This is a genomic window from Cognaticolwellia mytili (assembly GCF_002104475.1).
GTDB lineage: Bacteria > Pseudomonadota > Gammaproteobacteria > Enterobacterales > Alteromonadaceae > Cognaticolwellia > Cognaticolwellia mytili.
Map to the genome: position 1 here is coordinate 1,052,415 of NZ_NBOF01000002.1, position 18,171 is coordinate 1,070,585.

General features: G+C 38.9%; 17 protein-coding genes. 10 read left to right on the forward strand and 7 right to left on the reverse strand.

The features are described 5' to 3' along the window. Positions 1-134: 134 nt before the first annotated feature. Positions 135-437, forward strand: a complete 303-nt coding sequence (locus B7C41_RS09505) for a YkgJ family cysteine cluster protein (RefSeq protein WP_085298548.1) — start codon at positions 135-137, stop codon at positions 435-437. 410 nt (positions 438-847) lie between these two features. Continuing rightward, positions 848-1,126 carry a hypothetical protein gene (locus B7C41_RS20615; protein WP_328590782.1) on the forward strand — a complete coding sequence of 93 codons (279 nt, stop codon included), beginning with the start codon at positions 848-850 and terminating at the stop codon, positions 1,124-1,126. Positions 1,127-1,360: 234 nt separating this feature from the next. Here B7C41_RS20615 and B7C41_RS09515 read toward each other — a convergent pair whose 3' ends face one another. The 5 genes from B7C41_RS09515 to B7C41_RS09535 all read right to left on the reverse strand — a co-directional run bounded on the left by B7C41_RS09515 (position 1,361) and on the right by B7C41_RS09535 (position 7,536). Then, positions 1,361-2,185 (reverse strand): formyl transferase, encoded by an 825-nt coding sequence (locus tag B7C41_RS09515; RefSeq protein WP_085298551.1) that lies wholly within the window; start codon positions 2,183-2,185, stop codon positions 1,361-1,363. Positions 2,186-2,213: 28 nt separating this feature from the next. Continuing rightward, positions 2,214-2,624, reverse strand: coding sequence for a GFA family protein (locus B7C41_RS09520; protein ID WP_085298734.1), 411 nt, complete (start codon positions 2,622-2,624; stop codon positions 2,214-2,216). A gap of 27 nt (positions 2,625-2,651) precedes the next feature. Continuing rightward, positions 2,652-3,068: a GNAT family N-acetyltransferase gene (locus tag B7C41_RS09525; RefSeq protein ID WP_085298553.1), complete on the reverse strand. Its 417-nt coding sequence runs from the start codon at positions 3,066-3,068 to the stop codon at positions 2,652-2,654. 49 nt (positions 3,069-3,117) lie between these two features. Then, positions 3,118-4,092: a YbgA family protein gene (locus B7C41_RS09530; RefSeq protein ID WP_085298555.1), complete on the reverse strand. Its 975-nt coding sequence runs from the start codon at positions 4,090-4,092 to the stop codon at positions 3,118-3,120. 171 nt (positions 4,093-4,263) lie between these two features. Continuing rightward, on the reverse strand, positions 4,264-7,536 hold the full coding sequence (locus B7C41_RS09535) for an amidohydrolase family protein (RefSeq protein ID WP_085298557.1): 3,273 nt from the start codon (positions 7,534-7,536) through the stop codon (positions 4,264-4,266). A gap of 233 nt (positions 7,537-7,769) precedes the next feature. On the opposite strand from B7C41_RS09535, the gene B7C41_RS09540 reads away from it, so the two are divergent. After that, entirely contained in the window at positions 7,770-8,057 is a 288-nt protein-coding gene (locus B7C41_RS09540) for a hypothetical protein (protein ID WP_085298559.1), read from the forward strand. A gap of 51 nt (positions 8,058-8,108) precedes the next feature. Here the strand turns inward: B7C41_RS09540 and B7C41_RS09545 are convergent, their stop codons facing one another. Continuing rightward, on the reverse strand, positions 8,109-8,738 hold the full coding sequence (locus B7C41_RS09545) for a flavin prenyltransferase UbiX (RefSeq protein ID WP_085298735.1): 630 nt from the start codon (positions 8,736-8,738) through the stop codon (positions 8,109-8,111). Between the two features lie 84 nt (positions 8,739-8,822). Beyond that, positions 8,823-10,190 carry a UDP-N-acetylmuramate:L-alanyl-gamma-D-glutamyl-meso-diaminopimelate ligase gene (gene mpl / locus B7C41_RS09550; RefSeq protein ID WP_085298561.1) on the reverse strand — a complete coding sequence of 456 codons (1,368 nt, stop codon included), beginning with the start codon at positions 10,188-10,190 and terminating at the stop codon, positions 8,823-8,825. Positions 10,191-10,399: 209 nt separating this feature from the next. Here mpl and B7C41_RS09555 point away from each other — a divergent pair, with 209 nt between their 5' ends. The 7 genes from B7C41_RS09555 to B7C41_RS09585 all read left to right on the forward strand — a co-directional run bounded on the left by B7C41_RS09555 (position 10,400) and on the right by B7C41_RS09585 (position 17,994). Continuing rightward, on the forward strand, positions 10,400-11,596 hold the full coding sequence (locus B7C41_RS09555) for a YcbX family protein (RefSeq protein ID WP_085298563.1): 1,197 nt from the start codon (positions 10,400-10,402) through the stop codon (positions 11,594-11,596). Between the two features lie 9 nt (positions 11,597-11,605). Continuing rightward, entirely contained in the window at positions 11,606-12,340 is a 735-nt protein-coding gene (locus B7C41_RS09560; RefSeq protein ID WP_085298565.1) for a 5-oxoprolinase subunit PxpA, read from the forward strand. A 17-nt stretch (positions 12,341-12,357) separates the two neighbouring features. Continuing rightward, positions 12,358-13,110 carry a 5-oxoprolinase subunit PxpB gene (gene pxpB, locus B7C41_RS09565; RefSeq protein ID WP_158089109.1) on the forward strand — a complete coding sequence of 251 codons (753 nt, stop codon included), beginning with the start codon at positions 12,358-12,360 and terminating at the stop codon, positions 13,108-13,110. Positions 13,111-13,117: 7 nt separating this feature from the next. Beyond that, positions 13,118-14,167, forward strand: a complete 1,050-nt coding sequence (locus B7C41_RS09570; protein ID WP_085298569.1) for a 5-oxoprolinase subunit C family protein — start codon at positions 13,118-13,120, stop codon at positions 14,165-14,167. 464 nt (positions 14,168-14,631) lie between these two features. Further along, positions 14,632-15,834 (forward strand): alginate export family protein, encoded by a 1,203-nt coding sequence (locus tag B7C41_RS09575; RefSeq protein ID WP_085298571.1) that lies wholly within the window; start codon positions 14,632-14,634, stop codon positions 15,832-15,834. A 347-nt stretch (positions 15,835-16,181) separates the two neighbouring features. Next, a complete protein-coding gene (locus tag B7C41_RS09580; protein WP_085298573.1) occupies positions 16,182-16,763 on the forward strand; it encodes an anthranilate synthase component II in 582 nt (193 codons plus the stop codon). Positions 16,764-16,848: 85 nt separating this feature from the next. After that, positions 16,849-17,994 (forward strand): HDOD domain-containing protein, encoded by a 1,146-nt coding sequence (locus B7C41_RS09585; RefSeq protein WP_085298575.1) that lies wholly within the window; start codon positions 16,849-16,851, stop codon positions 17,992-17,994. Positions 17,995-18,171: the final 177 nt, after the last annotated feature.

Here is an 18,171-nt window from a genome sequence, read left to right on the forward strand (position 1 = left end):
CTAAGCGGCTGAGGAATTAGACCTGCTTAAATACATAAGTTTCAATAACCCGAGATATTAAACAAAAACCAAATAAACTCCGAAGATACTCAGCTTTAGGGTAAAATATACAATTACGCTATTTGATGATGTACATGGCCATTAATATTAAAGATGAACCAAAAACGAAAATTACCTGCTCAACTTGTCAGGCAAACTGCTGTCGATTAGAAGTAATGATTATTTCAGACACCGGCGTGCCCGAGCAACACATTGAATTCGATGAATGGGGTGGCGAAACTATGCGGCGTTTAGATGATGGTTGGTGTTCAGCATTAGATCGTGAAACTTATATGTGCACCATTTATGAAAATCGCCCATGGAATTGTCGAGAGTTCGAAATGGGCTCGTATGAATGTATTACTGAAAGAGCAATACCGATCGTTATATTAGGCTAATTACCTTAGTGTAAACATCAACTTTTCAAGGAAGGAAAATTCGCATCAAGCTACTTATCACGCTATTTCTACTTTACTCTTCAGTTAGCTTTGCAGGCGAAGTATTCGACAAGTTTCCACAAGAAATACATATTCATGAAAAATATGTATTTTATTCTCACGGCCGAATTGTTGAAGGTGTAAGCCCTACGCCTATTCATCCGCGCTGGGGGAAATATGAATTCCCAAAGGTAAAAGCCGCACTGGCAGACAGCAACTACAATTTAATTGCTTATCATCGCCCGATAAACACCAATCCTAAAACGTTCGCAATTAAGTTAGCCAATGATGTTAATCGTTTAATAAATAAAGGCGTAAAGCCAGAAAACATTAGCTTAGTTGGCTTCTCTCGAGGCGGTGAAATAACCATAATGGCATCGAATCATTTGAAATCACAAAAGATAAAAGTTGCGTTATTAGCAAGCTGCCCAAGCTTTATGAAGAACAATAATAATTTTGAAGTCTATGGTGATGTCTATTCAATTTACGAAACGTCGGACATGGTAGGTTCGTGCCAATTCTTAAAAGACCAAAGTAAAGCTATTGCTTCTTTTAGTGAAATTTCAATTAGTACAGGAAAAGAACACGGCGCTTTTTATAGGCCAATGCCTGAATGGATAAAACCTTTAAAAACATGGCTTAAGCGTTAAGACAAGCTTATTTTTTTACTTAACCTAAACTCTGGATAATGAGTGATTGATACTCAAGTAAATCAAAAGCTTAGATGGCAAAGTAAATGCTATAGCAAGGTGAACATCACTAATAGACACCATCAATGCTTCATTTGATGCCAGTTTCAAGGCAAAACGCTTATGAATAGCACGCTATTTATCGACGTTTTAACGTAGCAAATGGATTAAAAGGGAGGATTGAGCAAGTGCTGCTTATCCAGAGTTCAGATTACTTATGCTATTTTGCGATATTAGGGTGTTGAGTAAGCTTATGATTTCATGTGATTGATACAAATCGCCATATCGCGTCACAAAATCAGTAACTTGTTCAGCGTTCGGAAATGAATAATAATGACCACCTTGACTTTGTTCGGTCGCATCTAAAATACAACCATCACTTAAATTATTTATCGCTTGCTCGATGAGCCGACAGCCGCCAACATATAAAGAAAGTACATGCCATAAATAAGACTTTTCCGACTGCACGTTGATAGTAGCAGTAGCAATAACGCCGCCCGTATCTATTGTGCTATCAGTAATAGTATGTAATGTTGCGGTCAATTTTTTCTCATCATTCAACAGCGCCCAAAATGTAGCCATAACACCACGATAAGCCGGCAATGCTCCAGAATGCAAATTGATAACACCATGCTTAACCAAGTCAATGATCGGTTTTTTTAGTATCACGCCATAACGAATTGAAATAATAACATCAGGTGACGATGAACGAATTTTATCAACACCTACCGGGCTATTTATATCATTAAGAACTTCAATAGCGAGGTTATGCTCAGTCGCTATTTCTGAAAAGTTTTTAAAGCCACCATCACCGCTATTTTTTGACTTTTCACTGAGCATTTGAAAAACGCTTTGTTGCTCAAATATAGCCAAATGTTGTAAAACTTCTGAACGAATAGCGCTTCCTCCCACTTTACTTGATAAGAACACCGAAACTTTATGTAAGCTTAGTGTTGGCAGCAATAAATTTAGCGCCAAGTTACTAGCAATATCATTATTTAGCAGTAGAACAATATTCACACTAATTTATTCCTGTTTATATTCTTTTTTACTTCAACCGACTCGGCTCAAACGTTGAATAACGTGGTAAATCAGCATTCAAGTTTTCCCAATTCGCTTTCGAGTCGACAAAATTATGCGACATCGGACGTTCGATTAAGTCAGAGTCAAAAATACCTAAACGCACTCTTACCCGTGATTTATCTTGTGCATTACTACTATAAACAGGGCTGCCACAGTTTTTACAAAAATGTCGAGTTCTGCCCGGCTTAAACGAAAAAGTGCTTAATAGCCCTTTGCCTTTTTCAACAACAAAATCTTCGCTATTAACAAAGCCATTAGTAGCATACGCCGTACCTGAATTTTTTCGGCAAAGTGAACAATGGCAATGAATAATATCGCTTATTTCCCCCTTAACCTGAATAACTACGCCGCCACACAAACACTTTCCTGAATACATTTTATCTCGTCCATTCATAATAATTTATTAAGTTAGCTGCTTAACCATATAATACTTACAGCCTGTTTTCGGATAGCCTTGCTGTGTCCACTGTACTTGATAGCCATGTTTTTGATAAAACGGCATAGCTTGAAAATTTAACGTATCTAACAAGGCTTTATTGCAACCTCGAGCTTGCGCCGCCAATTCTATTTTACCGAGTAGTTGGCTACCCACTTTTTGACCTCTTAAGGTTTCAGAAACCCACAAAGTGTTTATCATCAGCCAATCACCAAAAGTGCGCCCTGCAGCGCCGGCAATAATCTCACCATTTTCATCACTTAACTTCACTGCAATGGCTTTACGTTCGCTGACTTCCCAACGAGCCCAATTGAACTCAGCAATTTTTTCATCTAAAAATGAGACAAGTTCAGCACTTGGTTCGTCTATAATTTCAATATTCATCTTGGTAAATTTTTTCTCTACGATTAATTTTTTATTGCCAATAAACCACTTATAAACTATTCAATAACATCAACTCTTTTGGGTGAGGTTTCATATAGTAAGAATCCATAATGTACTCATTCGGGAAACGTCGAAAATGATGGCGTAATAACGTTATAGGAACAATAAGTGGCAGTAAGCCATCACTATATTGAGTAATAATCTCAACCAACTCAGCTTTATCATCGGCACTAATAAAGTTTTTTAGATAGCCTTGCAAGTGTTGAAGTGTATTAACGTGATTTTTTCGGCTCGCTCTAGTTTTTAACATTACCATCATTGCGCTTAGGTAATGCTCTAATACTTCATCGCTCTCTAATTTGTGCGCATCGGCAAGCCAACGCCCAAGCTCTTTTGCTAAATTTTGGTTATGGCTCATGTAGATGTATTTATGCTGTGCATGAAATTGCGTTAACGCTTGCATTGAAAAAGGCTGAGCAACCATTTTTTGCCAACGTGCATAGATAAACACCCGTTGAATAAAGTTTTCCCGTAATACCGCATCACCCAGTCGCCCTTCTTCCTCAACAGGTAAATTTGGGAATTTGTCCATCAATGTTTGTGCATAAATACCAACTCCAATGCGGTCAGGCATATTACCTTTGTATAAGCGTACACGTTCCATGCCGCAGCTTGGCGAGTCTTTTTTCAGAATATAGCCACTAAGATTTTTCTGCCATTGAAATTGTTGCTTAGCACTGTTTTTAAGCTGTTGGGTTACATCTAAGTCAGCTGTTTTTGAGCCTACACAATGCACTTTTTCACCTATCAAAACCAAACGAATAGCTTCGCGAGGTATACCCAAACCAATATCAACTTCGGGGCAGAAAGGCACAAAATCAAAGTATTCACTTAAGGTATTATTGATATAAGAATTTTGCTTGTGACCAGAATCAAATCGAACTTTATGACCAAGTAAACAACTGCTAATACCAATGGATATTTTATGCTCGGCACCTAGCTTTTCTATTTTTAGATTATCCATAAGAAAGTGATCCTTTAGGTTAAAATTAGTCGAGTAATGCCAAATCAGCACTATGCTTCAAGTTAACTCCAGTATAACGACATTTACTATTAAGGCATTAATTTTCATACTATTAAAAATAAAAAACCCGGAATAAATCCGGGTTTTTAAAGTCGTTATGAAACTAGTTATCTATTTTTCAAAATAGAATTTTTCACGCTTATTATCGTAGTTACCTACTTCATTCATGCTGCTTGCATCATACAAACGACCATTTATCATAGTGTAAATCACGCGGTCTGATAAACGAATGTCTTGGCTAACATCGCCATCTATCACTAAAATATCAGCAAGTTTACCGGCTTTTAATGAGCCTAATTGGCTATCTAAACCTAAAGTTTTTGCTGACGACATAGTAGCTGTGCGAATAGCATTAAGTGGTGTCATACCACCTTGTGCCATCATCCACATTTCCCAATGCATGGCTAAACCTTCACGCTGACCATGACCACCAGAATTAACTTCAACGCCTAAGTCTTGTAACTCTTTAGCCACTTTAGCAACATTAATATGATTGTAATGGTGATGTGGTGCTTTCGGACGACGCATTGAACGCGGGTCTAAAAACTCACTTGGTACATATTGACTTAAACGTGGGTGCTTCCAAACATCGGTTGTATCGTACCAAAAATGTTCACCTGAAATTCCGCCATATGCTACGCCCATTGTCGGCGTGTAAGCCATTTCAGATTGTGACCATAACTGCTTAATATCATCATATATTTTCGCGGTCGAAATTGAATGCTCTAGCGTGGTATGTCCGTCAACAATCATCGACAGATTATGTTGTAATAATGAACCACCTTCAGGTACTACTAAAATTTCAGCTTCGCGGGCTGCTTGGATCATTTGTTGACGTTGATTACGACGCGGTTGGTTATAACTTTTAACGCTAAAAACACCGGCTTTTTTCAAACGTTCAACATGAAACTTGGCATCATCTAAGCTATCAACATGCGAGGTATAACCTGCAGCTGTCGCGCCGTATAAAATACTACCGGTAGAAAATAAGCGTGGGCCAACAATATCACCGGCTTTTTGCATTTCACTGGCAGCAAAAAACTCAGTGGTATCATTTGAAGGATCATGAACCGTTGTTACACCTAGTGCTAAACCGGCATAGTTCTTCCAGTTTTGCTGAGGAATAATTTCATTACTCCCTTGTGGACCATGGGCATGCGCGTCAATGAGTCCTGGCATAATCGACTTACCAGTAACATCAATAACTTTCGCATCGGCTGGCACATCAACATCACCTTGTTTGCCAACAGCAACAATTTTATTGCCTTCAACCACCACAACACCATTTTCAATAACTTGCTGACCTTCCATTGTGATCACTTTACCGCCAACAAAGGCGATACGACCTGATGGTTTATCCGCTTTTTCTTTAAAGCCTAAGTAGGTTTTTAATGGCTTTGGCTGCTGATCTTTTTTTGCATCATCATTTTCATCAACCTTAACGTCAGCTATTTCAAACAAGCCACTGACACTTGCTTGATATAAGTCAGGACCTAAGCTCCAATAAAGTTCATTTGATTTACCGTTCCAGTTAATGCTTTCACCTGCACGTGCAGATAATTTTTTAACCGGTAAATTAGAGGCTTTAGGACCAATATCGATCACTTGTCCACGTTCAACAAATGGTGTTACGAACACTTTAAAACGTTCAGCAAAAGCTAGGTATTTGCCATCAGGAGATACTTTATATTCAGTGGCAAACTTGCCTTGGTATATAGCCTGTTCTTTTTCAGCAGTTGCTGAAGAGCTCAAACTAACTTTTACCAATTGCGGTATTTTACCGTCGCGCAAAACATAAATGCGGTCATTATGAGCGCCAAAATGAGGTAATAAACCAGATTCAGTGACTAATGTCGGTGAACCGCCTTTTTTGGTATTAACAGTATAAACACCTGGGTTTAATCCCCAAGTTGGGTCAGTAATATAACCGCCTTGCACTTTGCGGAAAACTACCGTTTTACCATCTGGAGAAAAACTTGGTTCAATATATTTTCCAGGCTCTTTTGTTAACGAACGGCTTTTACCACCACGGGAAGAAACTAAGCGAATTTCGCCTAATTTATTATCATCCCAAGTACTATAAACTACATATTTTCCATCACGAGAAAAGCTCGGGTTTAATTCAAAGTGAGATTTTTGTTTGGTTAAACGCTTTGCCTTACCTTTAACTTTTCCATCAGCAATAGTGCGTACATAAATGTGCCCCATTGACTCATAAACCACCTTACGACCATCAGGTGAAATTTCAACATCACGCAACATTTTCACATCGAAATTATCCTGGTCGATATCTTGTTGAAAACGTAACGCTGTTTGAATTTTCTTTTCAGTTTTAACGTGGAAAGGAATAACCGTTGTTTTTTTACTCTCAATATCTAACTTGTTAATTTCACCGCCTGACCAGAACACCATACCTTCACTGTTTGGTAGCCAAGCCATGTTAGGGTAAACGCCATGAATCGCCCAAGTTTCTTGCATATCACGGTCTAAGTCTGAATAAATTAGGCTTTCTTCACCACTTTTTAAGTCATACAAGTACAAGTTTGACTGGAAATCATCACGACTAATATAGGCAAGGAACTTGCCATCTGGTGAAGGTACTGGGCGAATAGCGCCACCTTTACCCGAAATAACCACTTTGATTTCACCAGTAGCTAAATCAAGACGCTTAATTTTGTAAATGCCTTTTTCAGAATCTTTACTGTAGTGAAAGGTTTTACCTGGCGTAGCATCTTGAGAGAAATAAACATACTTGCCGTCATGTGAAAAAGCTGGCTCACCTAAATCTTTTTGTTCATTTGGACGTTTGGTTAACATGACGCCATTACCACCGGTTTTGTGGTACATCCAAACTTCACCTGCCCCCAAAGAGCGAGAACCAGTAAAGTGTTTACGGCCAACAAGGTAATTTCCATCTGGTGACCAAGCAGGACTATTTAACAAGCGAAATGTTTCTGAACTTACCGCTTTACCTGAACTACCGTCTGCTTTCATTATCCAAAGGTTGTCACCACCATCTTCATCCGAAGTAAACGCAATGTGCTGACCGTCAGGACTAAAGCGTGGTTGCATTTGCCATGCAATATCCGTCATTAACGCGGTTGCTTCACCACCTTCAATCGGCAAAGTATAAATATCACCTAGTAAATCAAAAACTAAGGTTTCACCATCAGGACTAATGTCCACGTTCATCCAAGTACCTTGGCGAACATCAATTTTTGCCGTAGTAAATTCGCCCTGAGGGTTGTTCACAGACCACTTTTCAGCTTTTGCTTTTTCTGCAGCTTTAGCAATATTATCTTCAGCAAAGGCATGCTGCCCAGTACCTAAAATTAGCGCAACGCTGAATGCTACCGAAGAAATTCGGGAAGTAAATTTAGACATTATTTATTAACCTAATTTGATATAAAAATTATTGTTATCTGTCTACTAAAACACATCAGCAATGAAAATTTAAGCTTAATGCGACAAATAGTCGCTAATTACCGTTCAGCGCCAAATGTTAATCATCTGTAAATATAACTTTTTGATAATAAAAAGTGCGTGAAAACATAGACAATGTCCAATTTTTAAGTATGGTAGAAAGACAATTAAAATAAAAACATGGATGGATTTTTATGGAAAGATTAGCAGAAGCACAGGCGAGTTTAGTCGCCATTTACTCACTTTATAACGCTGCCAGTGAAAAGAAATTGCCCGCGATCGACGCAAATAATAGCGATACATTAAAAGCATTATTAGAAGTAATTCAGAACCGTGAAGCAATCGCCTACGTCCAAAAAGCTAAAAAAAGCATTCCAAGTGAAGTTGGTGAACTTAAACGACTACTCGCCGATGTTATGTTGCTGCTAGATGGCGTTGATATCAAAGCCATCAAAGCTCAAAACAAAGTCTCAACGAGCTAGCTTTTACTCCTGAACTCTGAAAGTCAGACCATATTGCAGCTTGCGTTTAGGTTATTGCGTTTGATAACCCCAACGCGGCATAATGCTTTGTTCAATATTAAGGTGATCTAACAAGCGCCCAACCATAAAATCGATCAAATCATTAATCGATTGTGGCTGATGATAAAATCCTGGTGCCGCCGGCATAATAGTCACGCCGATTTGTGAAAGCGACAACATATTCTTCAAATGAATGGTTGAAAATGGTGTCTCACGTGGCACCAATATCAATTGCCCACGTTCTTTAATCACCACATCGGCAGCACGTTCAATTAAATTATCACTCATGCCTTGGCTAATAGCCGCCAATGTTCCTGTTGAGCAAGGGCAAACCACCATAGTTTTTGGCGCAGCCGAACCCGATGCAACCGGTGAAAACCACTGTTCTTTACCAAAAACAATAATTTGCTCAGGTTTAGCAGTAAATTTTTCCGTTAAAAACTCACTTGCTGCACTGGGTGAACTCGGCAATTTCAACCCAACTTCTGTATCAAAAACAACACGAGCAGCACTAGAGCACAAAACAAATACTTGATAGTTAGCGGCAACTAAACACTCTAACAAACGTAAAGCGTAAGCCGAACCTGAAGCGCCAGTGATCGCCAAAGTTATTTTCTTAGTAAAGTTAACACTGTTCTCAATATTATTTTGCTCTACCGAAATTACTGAATTGTTTTGTTGCTGCTGCACGTATTCGCCTTTATTTAATTAAACTGTTCTAATTCATTATACATCAGCAAGCGCTGATAATAATTTTTCATGAATGCCGCCAAAACCACCGTTACTCATCACGACAATGGTATCGCCTGATTGGCTATTGGAAATAATACCGCTAACAAGCTTATCTAAGCTTTGCTCAACAAAACAAGGCTGCGTGCAGTCATCAATTAATGCATCAACTGACCACTTCACCTGGTCGCCTTGGTAAACATAAACTACATCAGCATCGGTTAATGACTTTGCCAGCGTATCTTTATGTACGCCTGACTTCATGGTATTTGATCTCGGTTCAAGTACGGCAATAACGCGATTTTTACCAACATTAGCTCGCACACCCGCTAACGTTTTAGTAATAGCCGTTGGATGATGAGCAAAATCATCGAACACTCGTACGTTATTCACTTCGCCTCTTAATTCTAATCGACGTTTGGTATTAATAAATTCAGCTAAGGCTTCAATAGCGACAGCTGTTGTAACGCCAGCGTGTCGAGCGGCAGCAATTGCCATCAAACCATTTTCAATATTAAAGTCGCCAATTAAGTTCCACTTTACAGTACCCTGAATCACCCCCTTAAAACTAACAACATATTCACTGCCATCAGCAATACACTTTTCTGCATGCCAGCCTAAAGCTTTATCATTGTCATCAACGCTGAGTTCCGACGGTGTCCAACAGCCCATGCTAAGTGTTTCATTAATTGCCGCTTCATTTTTTGGCGACAGTATTAAGCCATTATTAGGCACCATACGAATTAGGTGGTGAAATTGGCGCTGAATATCGCTGATATCGTCAAAAATATCGGCATGATCAAACTCCATATTGTTGATCAATAACGTATTTGGACGGTAGTGAACAAACTTAGATCGTTTATCAAAAAAAGCGGTATCGTACTCATCAGCTTCGATAACAAAAAACGGTGCAGAGCCTAAACGTGCAGAACAATCGAAATTTTGCGGTACACCACCAATCAAAAAACCTGGCTTCATACCGGCATATTCTAATATCCAGGTCAGCATTGAACTGGTAGTGGTTTTACCATGTGTGCCTGATACAGCTAGTACCCAACGGTCTTTTAATACATTTTCTAGCAGCCATTGTGGGCCTGAAGTGTACGCGATTTTTCGGTCAAGTACGTACTCAACCATAGGGTTACCACGTGCCATGGCATTACCGACAATGACTAAGTCTGGCTCATCATCCAAATGCTCAATTTTATAACCTTGCTTTAGTTCTATACCTAGCTGTTCTAACTGCGTGCTCATTGGTGGATAAACATTGGCATCACAACCGGAAACTCGAAAACCCATTTGCTTGGCGATGGCCGCGATTCCGCCCATAAAGGTGCCGCAAATGCCTAATATATGAAGATGCATAAAATCCTATTAATATAACTCTGTTGCTATGTACGCTAGCACAAGAAAAGGTTTAAATCAGAATGCGCTCAATATACCTTAATATAGCGAAAATACATATTGCAAAATCAATGCATTTTGCCCACTATCAATGCGACTAAGCATATAGCTCCCCCTCTTGAAGATGCTATTTCAAGTGGTTTAGCTATTCACAACATATAAGGGAATTCATGAGCAAGGCTATCCTACAAAATATTAATGTTTATCCAATCAAATCCAGCGCTGGCATCGAACTATCTTCTAGTTGGGTTGAAGAACTTGGACTAGCCTTTGACCGTCGCTTTGTCGTTGCCGATTTAAACGGTGAGTTTTTCACTGCTCGAACACAACCTCGCTTATGCCTTATTCAAGCTAACCTTACCGCGTCAGGCATGGTGTTAACAGCGCCTGACATGCCTGCTTTAGTCATTACTTACCAAAAGCTAACCAACAACTATGTTGCCGTAAATGTATGGGACGACAGCATTAATGCCCAGCAATGCCTAGCGGACATTAATCAATGGTTTAGAGAATACCTGCAATTGCCGTGTCAGCTGTTATTTTATGGTAGTGACTCTCAGCGCTTAGTAAAAAATAAAACATCACCAGTAAGCTTTGCTGATGGCTACCCATTGTTGTTAATTTCACAAGCCTCACTTGATGATTTAAATGCTCATTATCAAGCCAGTGAAGCTGCCATTAGCATGGCGCAATTTAGACCTAATATTGTAGTAAACAACTGTGAAGCTTTTGCAGAAGATACCTGGCAACACATTCGTATTGGCGAAGTTGAATTTGAAATAGTAAAGCCTTGCACACGTTGTATTTTCACCACAATTAACCCACAAACGGGTGAAAAACATCAGCAACAAGAGCCATTGAAAACATTAATGAGTTATCGCCAGATTGAAAGTGGCGATGTAATTTTCGGTCAAAACCTTGTCGCACTAAATCAAGGACAGATAAAGCAAGGCGATCAGGTCGAAGTATTAAAACGCCAATCTCCACCAGCTATTGTCAAGAAAGCTCCCGTAAAAGCAGTTGATCTTTCGCTTGGTAACAATGAAGCTTCAACCATGATAGTGAAAAAGGCAAAACCTACACTCACTTTTAGTAGCTTTAATAAAACCATTAAAGGCAACAACGAACAAACTTTATTAGAGCAAGGTGAAGATGCCGGCCTAATATTACCGTATTCTTGTCGAGCAGGTATGTGTGGTCGTTGTAAAGTTGAATTGCTTGAAGGTGAAGTAGAACAACATTGCAAAGACGGTTTATCTGATGAAGAGCAACAACAAAACTTTATTTTAAGCTGCAGTTGTACGCCAATTACTGATGTTGTTATCAGCCACCCAGAAAGAAAGCGTCGCAATGTTCGAAACGACTAGGTAAGAAGCATGATGAAATTAAACTGTGATTTAGGTGAATTTAAAGAAAACAACGACGCAGAGATCATGCCTTACATTGATATGGCAAATATTGCCTGTGGTTTTCATGGTTCTGATGCTTTAACTATTAAAAAAACCGTACAACTTGCGGTAAAACATCAAGTCATTATTGGTGCTCACCCCAGCTACCCTGATGTTGAAAACTTTGGTCGTCAATCAATGGTTTTGTCTTCAGATGAGTTAATTGCCGTCATTCAATACCAAGTAGGTGCTTTACAGGCATTGTGTCATGCCGAAAACACTTTAGTGACTTATGTTAAGCCCCATGGCGCGCTATATAACGACATGATGAAGAATTTAGCTATATTCAAAGACATTTGCCGTGCCGTTGCCCAGCTAAATCAACGTAGTTCACAACCATTAGCGCTGATGATTCAAGCGTTGAAGAATACACAACCTTTTGAGCAAATTGCCAAAGCACAAAACATCACACTTTATTTTGAAGCCTTTGCCGATCGCGCCTACCAAGATAACGGACTTTTAGTACCTCGCAGCGAAGCCGGTGCGGTATTAAGCAGCAATGCTGCCGTTGTAGAGCGTTGCCAAAAACTTATCAACAAGCTGCCATTGTTAAGCATCAATAACCAACCGCTTGAGTTTCAGCTTGATGCGCTATGCGTACACGGCGATACGCCGAATGCCTTCGCCATGCTTAAAGCATTACGAGAAACTATAAATGTATAACAGCTAAGGTTAACACTGTGACGACACAGAAAAACCATCAATTAAGTCCAACATTTAGCATTGAAGTTGTCGCAGAAAACGCAGTGCTGTTAAGTTGGCCACAGCAAATATCAGCTAAGCAGCACAACAACATTATCGCGTTGCAGTCAGCGCTCAATCAACAGCTTTCGTCATTAATAGTAGACTCTGTGGCGAGTTACCATTGCTTGATGATTTATTACCAATTTCAGCTTATTTCTACTGAGGCACTAATTGAAAGAGTGACCACAATTTCAACTGACACCAATTATGCCCTAAATAACCCTGATGATAATTCCTCTAGCGAGCAACAACTTCAAGTCTGTATTCAAATTCCTGTTTACTATGACACCCAGCTGCAATGGGATTTACAGAAAGTTGCTCAACATTGTGATATCTCAACCGAAGAAGTGATAAAGCAACACAGTTCAACGATTTACCGAAGCTATGCTTTAGGTTTTACGCCCGGCTTTTGTTACTTGGCTAGCTTACCCAAAGTATTGTCAGTTCCCCGTATGTCGTCACCACGCACCAAAGTACCTAAAGGCGCTGTCGCCATTGCTGAACAGCAAACCGCTGTTTATCCTAATGAAAGCCCTGGTGGTTGGCATATTATTGGCCAAACCCCATTAGCTATGTACCAATGTAAAAATGGCAAGTTCATTCCAACCATAACAGTTGGGCAGCGCGTGCAATTTTATGCAATTTCAAAAACAGAGTTTTTAGCGCTCGAACAAAGAGCCGCACTATGAGTAGAAAATGATGACAACTAACTACTTAGAAATACTGGCAATAAATGGTAAAGCAAGTATTCAAGATATTGGTCGCCTCAACACCCAACATTTAGGTTTTAGTGTCAGTGGCGCTGCCGATGAACATGCTTACCTTTATGCCAATAAACTCATTGCTGATCATTACAGAAAAATAGCAGCTTCCGATGAAAGTACGCAAAAAAAGTGTCCGGCGTTAGAGATCACATTAGGTCAAATTACCTTACGAGCAAATACAGCCTGCACTGTTGCTATCGCAGGCGCTGACTGCCAAGTAAAATTAAATGAAACCCTGATCAGTAATTGGCAATGCTATCAATTACAAGCCGGCGATATTATCGACTTTGCCATGCCAAAAAGTGGTTTGCATAGTTATTTAGCTGTAATGGGCGGCGTTAAAGGTGATGAAAAGCAACAAGCTTGGCTGAGCAGTTTTGCTCAAACTGAAAACGAAATGGCGTTAAATGTTATTGGCAACAAACTAAAAGCGGGAAGTAAGTTATTTTTCCCAAAGCAGGAGCTATTGACGGCTACGACAGCACAAAAGCAAAGCTTAAAAAGCTCCAAGCAACTTACCTTCTTTGAACCTAATGCGCCTGAACTGTTCTACCCTCAATCACAAATCACTTTGCGCTTTATTGCCAGCACCCTGTTTTTACAATTCCCCCCTAAAAAGCAAAGCGCTTTTTTAGCAACCAACTATGTTATATCGCCAGACAGTAACCGCATGGGCTATCGCTTAGCATTAAAAAATAGACCTATACCAAAGAATAAAATACTGGCTGATAAATTACGTGAAAACTGTGTATTATCAAAACCAGTAACCTACGGCATGATACAATTTCCAACGAATGAACAACCGATAATCTTAATGAAAGAACGCCAAACCATGGGTGGATATCCGGTATTAGGCAGTATTATGCAAACAGATTTGTTTCGATTAAGCCAAATGCGCCCAGGTCAAGGTGTTACTTTTTCACTAACTAACTACCAACAAGCTCAACAACAATTACAAGCCTTCTATAAAAAATTCATATAAATTTACATTTCTCTCGACAAAACGCCCCACTATATAGTTAGTAATAGTTATCATTCGTTTACAAACTTAAAATATTCACTGTATTTCAAAGGTCCAGTTTTCGATGAGTTCCCCTAAAAATGCACTCATTTATTGTTCCAGATCAGCTTTGCGACACTAATCATGAGTTTTTCGCTTTTTATCATTCTCATTCGACCAGAGTAGTGCTAATTTTAGCGCATTAAAAAGTTACTCGTTTTTTGAACAGCTCTGCAAAGCATAAATAGCATGAGCAATAGCCAAGCATTTTTTTGCAATTCAAAATTGTTATGTAACGATATGTAATTAAATAAAAATTTTGTTTGTTATGACAAATTATAATTATTAAAAACTGCCTTAAACAAGCTGGAATTTTTGACTAACTTATTACTACAGTTGATTAAAAAATAAACTCTCTCAAGTTTAAAACATTAAGGTTTGATATTATGAAAACTAACATAAAATACACTTCTTTAGCTCTACTTTCAGCTTCACTTTTAAGTGCGCCATTAGCATTCGCAGAAGAAAATGCCGTTGCTTCAGGTGTTAAAAAAGCACTTTCAGATAGCACTGTTAAACTTAGCTTCCGTGCTCGTTACGAAGGCGTAGATCAAGACGGTATTGATGACACTGCAAGCGCATTAACATTAAAAAGTCGTATCACTGCAAATACAGGTAGCTTTGAAGGTTTCTCTGCAGGCGTTGAAGTTGATAACGTTACTGACATCATCGACAACTACAACAGCACAACTAATGGCGAAACTGATTACCCTGTCGTTGCCGATCCAACAGGTACTGATGTAAACCAATTTTTCTTAAAGTACACAGCTGATAACTTTTCAGCAACTGCTGGTCGTCAACGCATTTTACACAACAACCAACGTTTTGTTGGCGGTGTAGGTTGGAGACAAAATGAGCAAACTTACGATGGTTACCGTTTCCAAATTAACCCGGCAAAAGGTTTCTCAGCAGATTACAGCTACATCTATAACGTAAACCGTATCTTTGGCCCAGACAGCCCTAAAGCTGATTTACACGGTCAATTCCATTTATTAAATACTGGTTACAAAATCAATAAAGAGCATAAAGTTAATGCTTACGCATACTTACTTGATTTTGACACAGCAGCAGCTTTATCAACTGATACTTACGGTGTTAGCTACAACGGTAAGTTTGGCCCGGTAATGGTTAACGCTGCATACGCTACACAAAGTGAAGCTGGTGACAATGCTACTGACTTTAGTGCTGATTACTACAACTTTGAAGTAGGCACAAAAGTAAGTTCAGTAACATTATCAGCCGGTATTGAGTCTTTAGGTAGTGATAATGGTGTTGCTTTCTCAACACCTTTAGCAACTTTGCACAAGTTCCAAGGTTTTGCTGATAAATTCTTAGGCACTCCAAGTCAAGGTGTTGAAGATATCTACGTTACAGCTAAAACAAAAGTAAATGGTATCAAGCTTTCTGCTACTTACCATGACTTATCTTCAGACGTTGATGGCATTGACTATGGTTCAGAGATTGACGTTGCTGCAGGTTACGCATTTAACAAAAACTACAGTGTTCTAGTTAAATTGGCTAGCTACAGCGCCGATGATCATGCAAGCGACACTGATAAACTTTGGGTACAAGTTGCCGCTAAATTCTAAATTCAATTAAATTGATTTAATTCGCTATGGTACCTAGCGTAGAAAAATAAAAAGGGTTTAAACATAATGTTTAAACCCTTTTTTATGTTCAGGCCTCTCTCAGACTTCCTATCTTTCGAGGCATTAGTGCATCCCTGCACGTCGAAGTACGGTATAACGCGGGTGCATGGATGCACAAGAGCGTATATGTACAGGAAATTCGGTATGCCACTACAATGTGAAAAGTATCGATAGCTGTTAAATTTCAACCTAAAGTTTGTTCAGGCCAAGTCTAGGGGTAGAATGGCTATAGATAAAAGATTAGAATAGCATCCGCTTTATGGTTTCAATTCTATGTAGGTATTTTTTTGTTATTAATGATCGATAACTATGATTCTTTTACTTTTAACTTAGTGCATTATTTTCAAACGCTTGGTCAAGAAGTATTAGTCGTTAGAAACGATGAAATCAGTATTAATGCAATCGCTGAACTCGCACCACAATATATTGTTATATCACCGGGCCCTAGTGATCCTGATGCGGCTGGTCTTTCTCTCGCGATTATTGATAAATATAAAGGTTTGATCCCAATATTAGGGGTTTGTTTGGGTCATCAATGTATTGCCCAGCACTTTGGTGCTAATATCATTAAAGCCAATAAGGTAATGCACGGAAAAACGAGCGCTATATTACATAATGAGCAAGGCCTATTTAACGCTTTAAAATTGCCTTTGACTGTGACTCGCTATCACTCGTTAATTGTTGATAGTCATACTTTACCTGATGAATTAGAAGTGACGGCATGGTTATCAAACCATAATCAAATGGAAGTTATGGCTTTGCAGCATAAGCATTTGGCAATAGCAAGTGTACAGTTTCATCCTGAATCTGTATTAACTGAGCAAGGTCATCAATTATTGCAAAATTTTATTGACCAATATTCTATTTAGAAAATGAATAACACTAATGAAATAAAGCCGTTAGCCGATAACTTGACTAGCCACTAAACAATAGCAAACCTAAAATTAAGCCCTGATGCAAATATTTGAAGATAACAAATTGGTTTCCCCCATCTATAGTCGAGCCCTTAGTCTTGCGATTAGTAAAGACTTTGCTCAACAAAAAAGTGGAAAAATTTACACTGCTACCCAACAAAATAGTGAGCAGACTAATCGTCGACGTGAATTACTCGCCGTAGAAGAAGAAACTAATAAAAATAAAATTATTCAGGCTCACGGCCAAGAGCACTTCAAAACTCAAGTCATGAATAAGCTCTTTAATAAAGTCACCAGCCAAGTTAATAAAGCATTCGACAATAAAGAGAACCTTTACAACAACGTCTTAAAAATCGAAGATGAAGCTCCCTCTATCATGGAAATATTAGCGGTAAAAGCAGCATCAATTAACCGTATCGCACCACTGGTAAAAGGCTTGCCTTGGCTATGCACTGAGCTCATTAGTTTAGTTAATAAACCACAATACCGTAAACGCTCCGACGTACAAGTGACCGAGCCAAACCTAGCACTAAGCTACGTTGGTCTCGACAATTTAAAATTAGTCATGCCTACCTTTATGCTAAAGCATTGGTTGCCTACCAGTACCGCGCCATTTCCATTAATGAAAAGAAAACTATGGAACGATAGTTTATCAATAGCTTTAGCCTCACAAAAATTAGCACAAGAGCAAGGTTTGGATGAATTTTCTGCTTTTACTGCTGGTATGTTAAGTAATTTGGGGCTTTTAGCCGTCACCCAAGAGTTTCTTAATACTTATAATGAACTGTATACGGAAGAGCTACGTGACGCTTACGAAAGTAAAGATAAAAAACTACACGACGTATTGGTCGAAATTGAAGCACCACCAGAATTACTGTTAGAACAATTAATACAGCGTAGTAGTAAAATGGCAGCGGATATGGTGGAATTAATGCGCTTTGACCGTTTGCAAATAACCGAGGCCTTATTTGACTTGGCTTACGCAAACAATGTTGCTCATATGTGTCCAATAGCCAAGATAGTCGCCAAAGCAAAAGCCTACATTGCTTTTAGAAGCTTAGCAAAAGAGGATTTAATTATTACTGATGAAGCCAAAGCCTTATTGACGGCAGGCCAGTTGAGCACTAAAGACATTGCTCTGCTGAAGAAAAGCGATATTGACCATATAAAATTAATTTTTAACTAAATTATTTTTGATTAATTATGAAACATTAGGCCTAACCGTAGATCTCGCTAGTAGACATAAAGTGCTAGCTCCCTCCCGAATAGCAGTAAAAACAGCACAAACATAGTTATGCAGTAATATTGAATAAAAACGGCAAACCTTTATTTTATAAGGCTTGTAGCGCAACCAAACAAGACA

What these genes read in the sequence shown, in the direction of transcription:
- B7C41_RS09555 (WP_085298563.1), top strand. Translation starts at nt 10,400, where the DNA reads ATGAGCAAGGCTATCCTACAAAATATTAATGTTTATCCAATCAAATCC.
- B7C41_RS09575 (WP_085298571.1), top strand. Translation starts at nt 14,632, where the DNA reads ATGAAAACTAACATAAAATACACTTCTTTAGCTCTACTTTCAGCTTCA.
- B7C41_RS09530 (WP_085298555.1), bottom strand. Translation starts at nt 4,092, where the DNA reads ATGGATAATCTAAAAATAGAAAAGCTAGGTGCCGAGCATAAAATATCC.
- mpl (WP_085298561.1), bottom strand. Translation starts at nt 10,190, where the DNA reads ATGCATCTTCATATATTAGGCATTTGCGGCACCTTTATGGGCGGAATC.
- B7C41_RS09505 (WP_085298548.1), top strand. Translation starts at nt 135, where the DNA reads ATGGCCATTAATATTAAAGATGAACCAAAAACGAAAATTACCTGCTCA.
- B7C41_RS09525 (WP_085298553.1), bottom strand. Translation starts at nt 3,068, where the DNA reads ATGAATATTGAAATTATAGACGAACCAAGTGCTGAACTTGTCTCATTT.
- B7C41_RS09520 (WP_085298734.1), bottom strand. Translation starts at nt 2,624, where the DNA reads ATGTATTCAGGAAAGTGTTTGTGTGGCGGCGTAGTTATTCAGGTTAAG.
- B7C41_RS09570 (WP_085298569.1), top strand. Translation starts at nt 13,118, where the DNA reads ATGATGACAACTAACTACTTAGAAATACTGGCAATAAATGGTAAAGCA.
- B7C41_RS20615 (WP_328590782.1), top strand. Translation starts at nt 848, where the DNA reads ATGGCATCGAATCATTTGAAATCACAAAAGATAAAAGTTGCGTTATTA.
- B7C41_RS09535 (WP_085298557.1), bottom strand. Translation starts at nt 7,536, where the DNA reads ATGTCTAAATTTACTTCCCGAATTTCTTCGGTAGCATTCAGCGTTGCG.
- B7C41_RS09540 (WP_085298559.1), top strand. Translation starts at nt 7,770, where the DNA reads ATGGAAAGATTAGCAGAAGCACAGGCGAGTTTAGTCGCCATTTACTCA.
- B7C41_RS09585 (WP_085298575.1), top strand. Translation starts at nt 16,849, where the DNA reads ATGCAAATATTTGAAGATAACAAATTGGTTTCCCCCATCTATAGTCGA.
- B7C41_RS09560 (WP_085298565.1), top strand. Translation starts at nt 11,606, where the DNA reads ATGATGAAATTAAACTGTGATTTAGGTGAATTTAAAGAAAACAACGAC.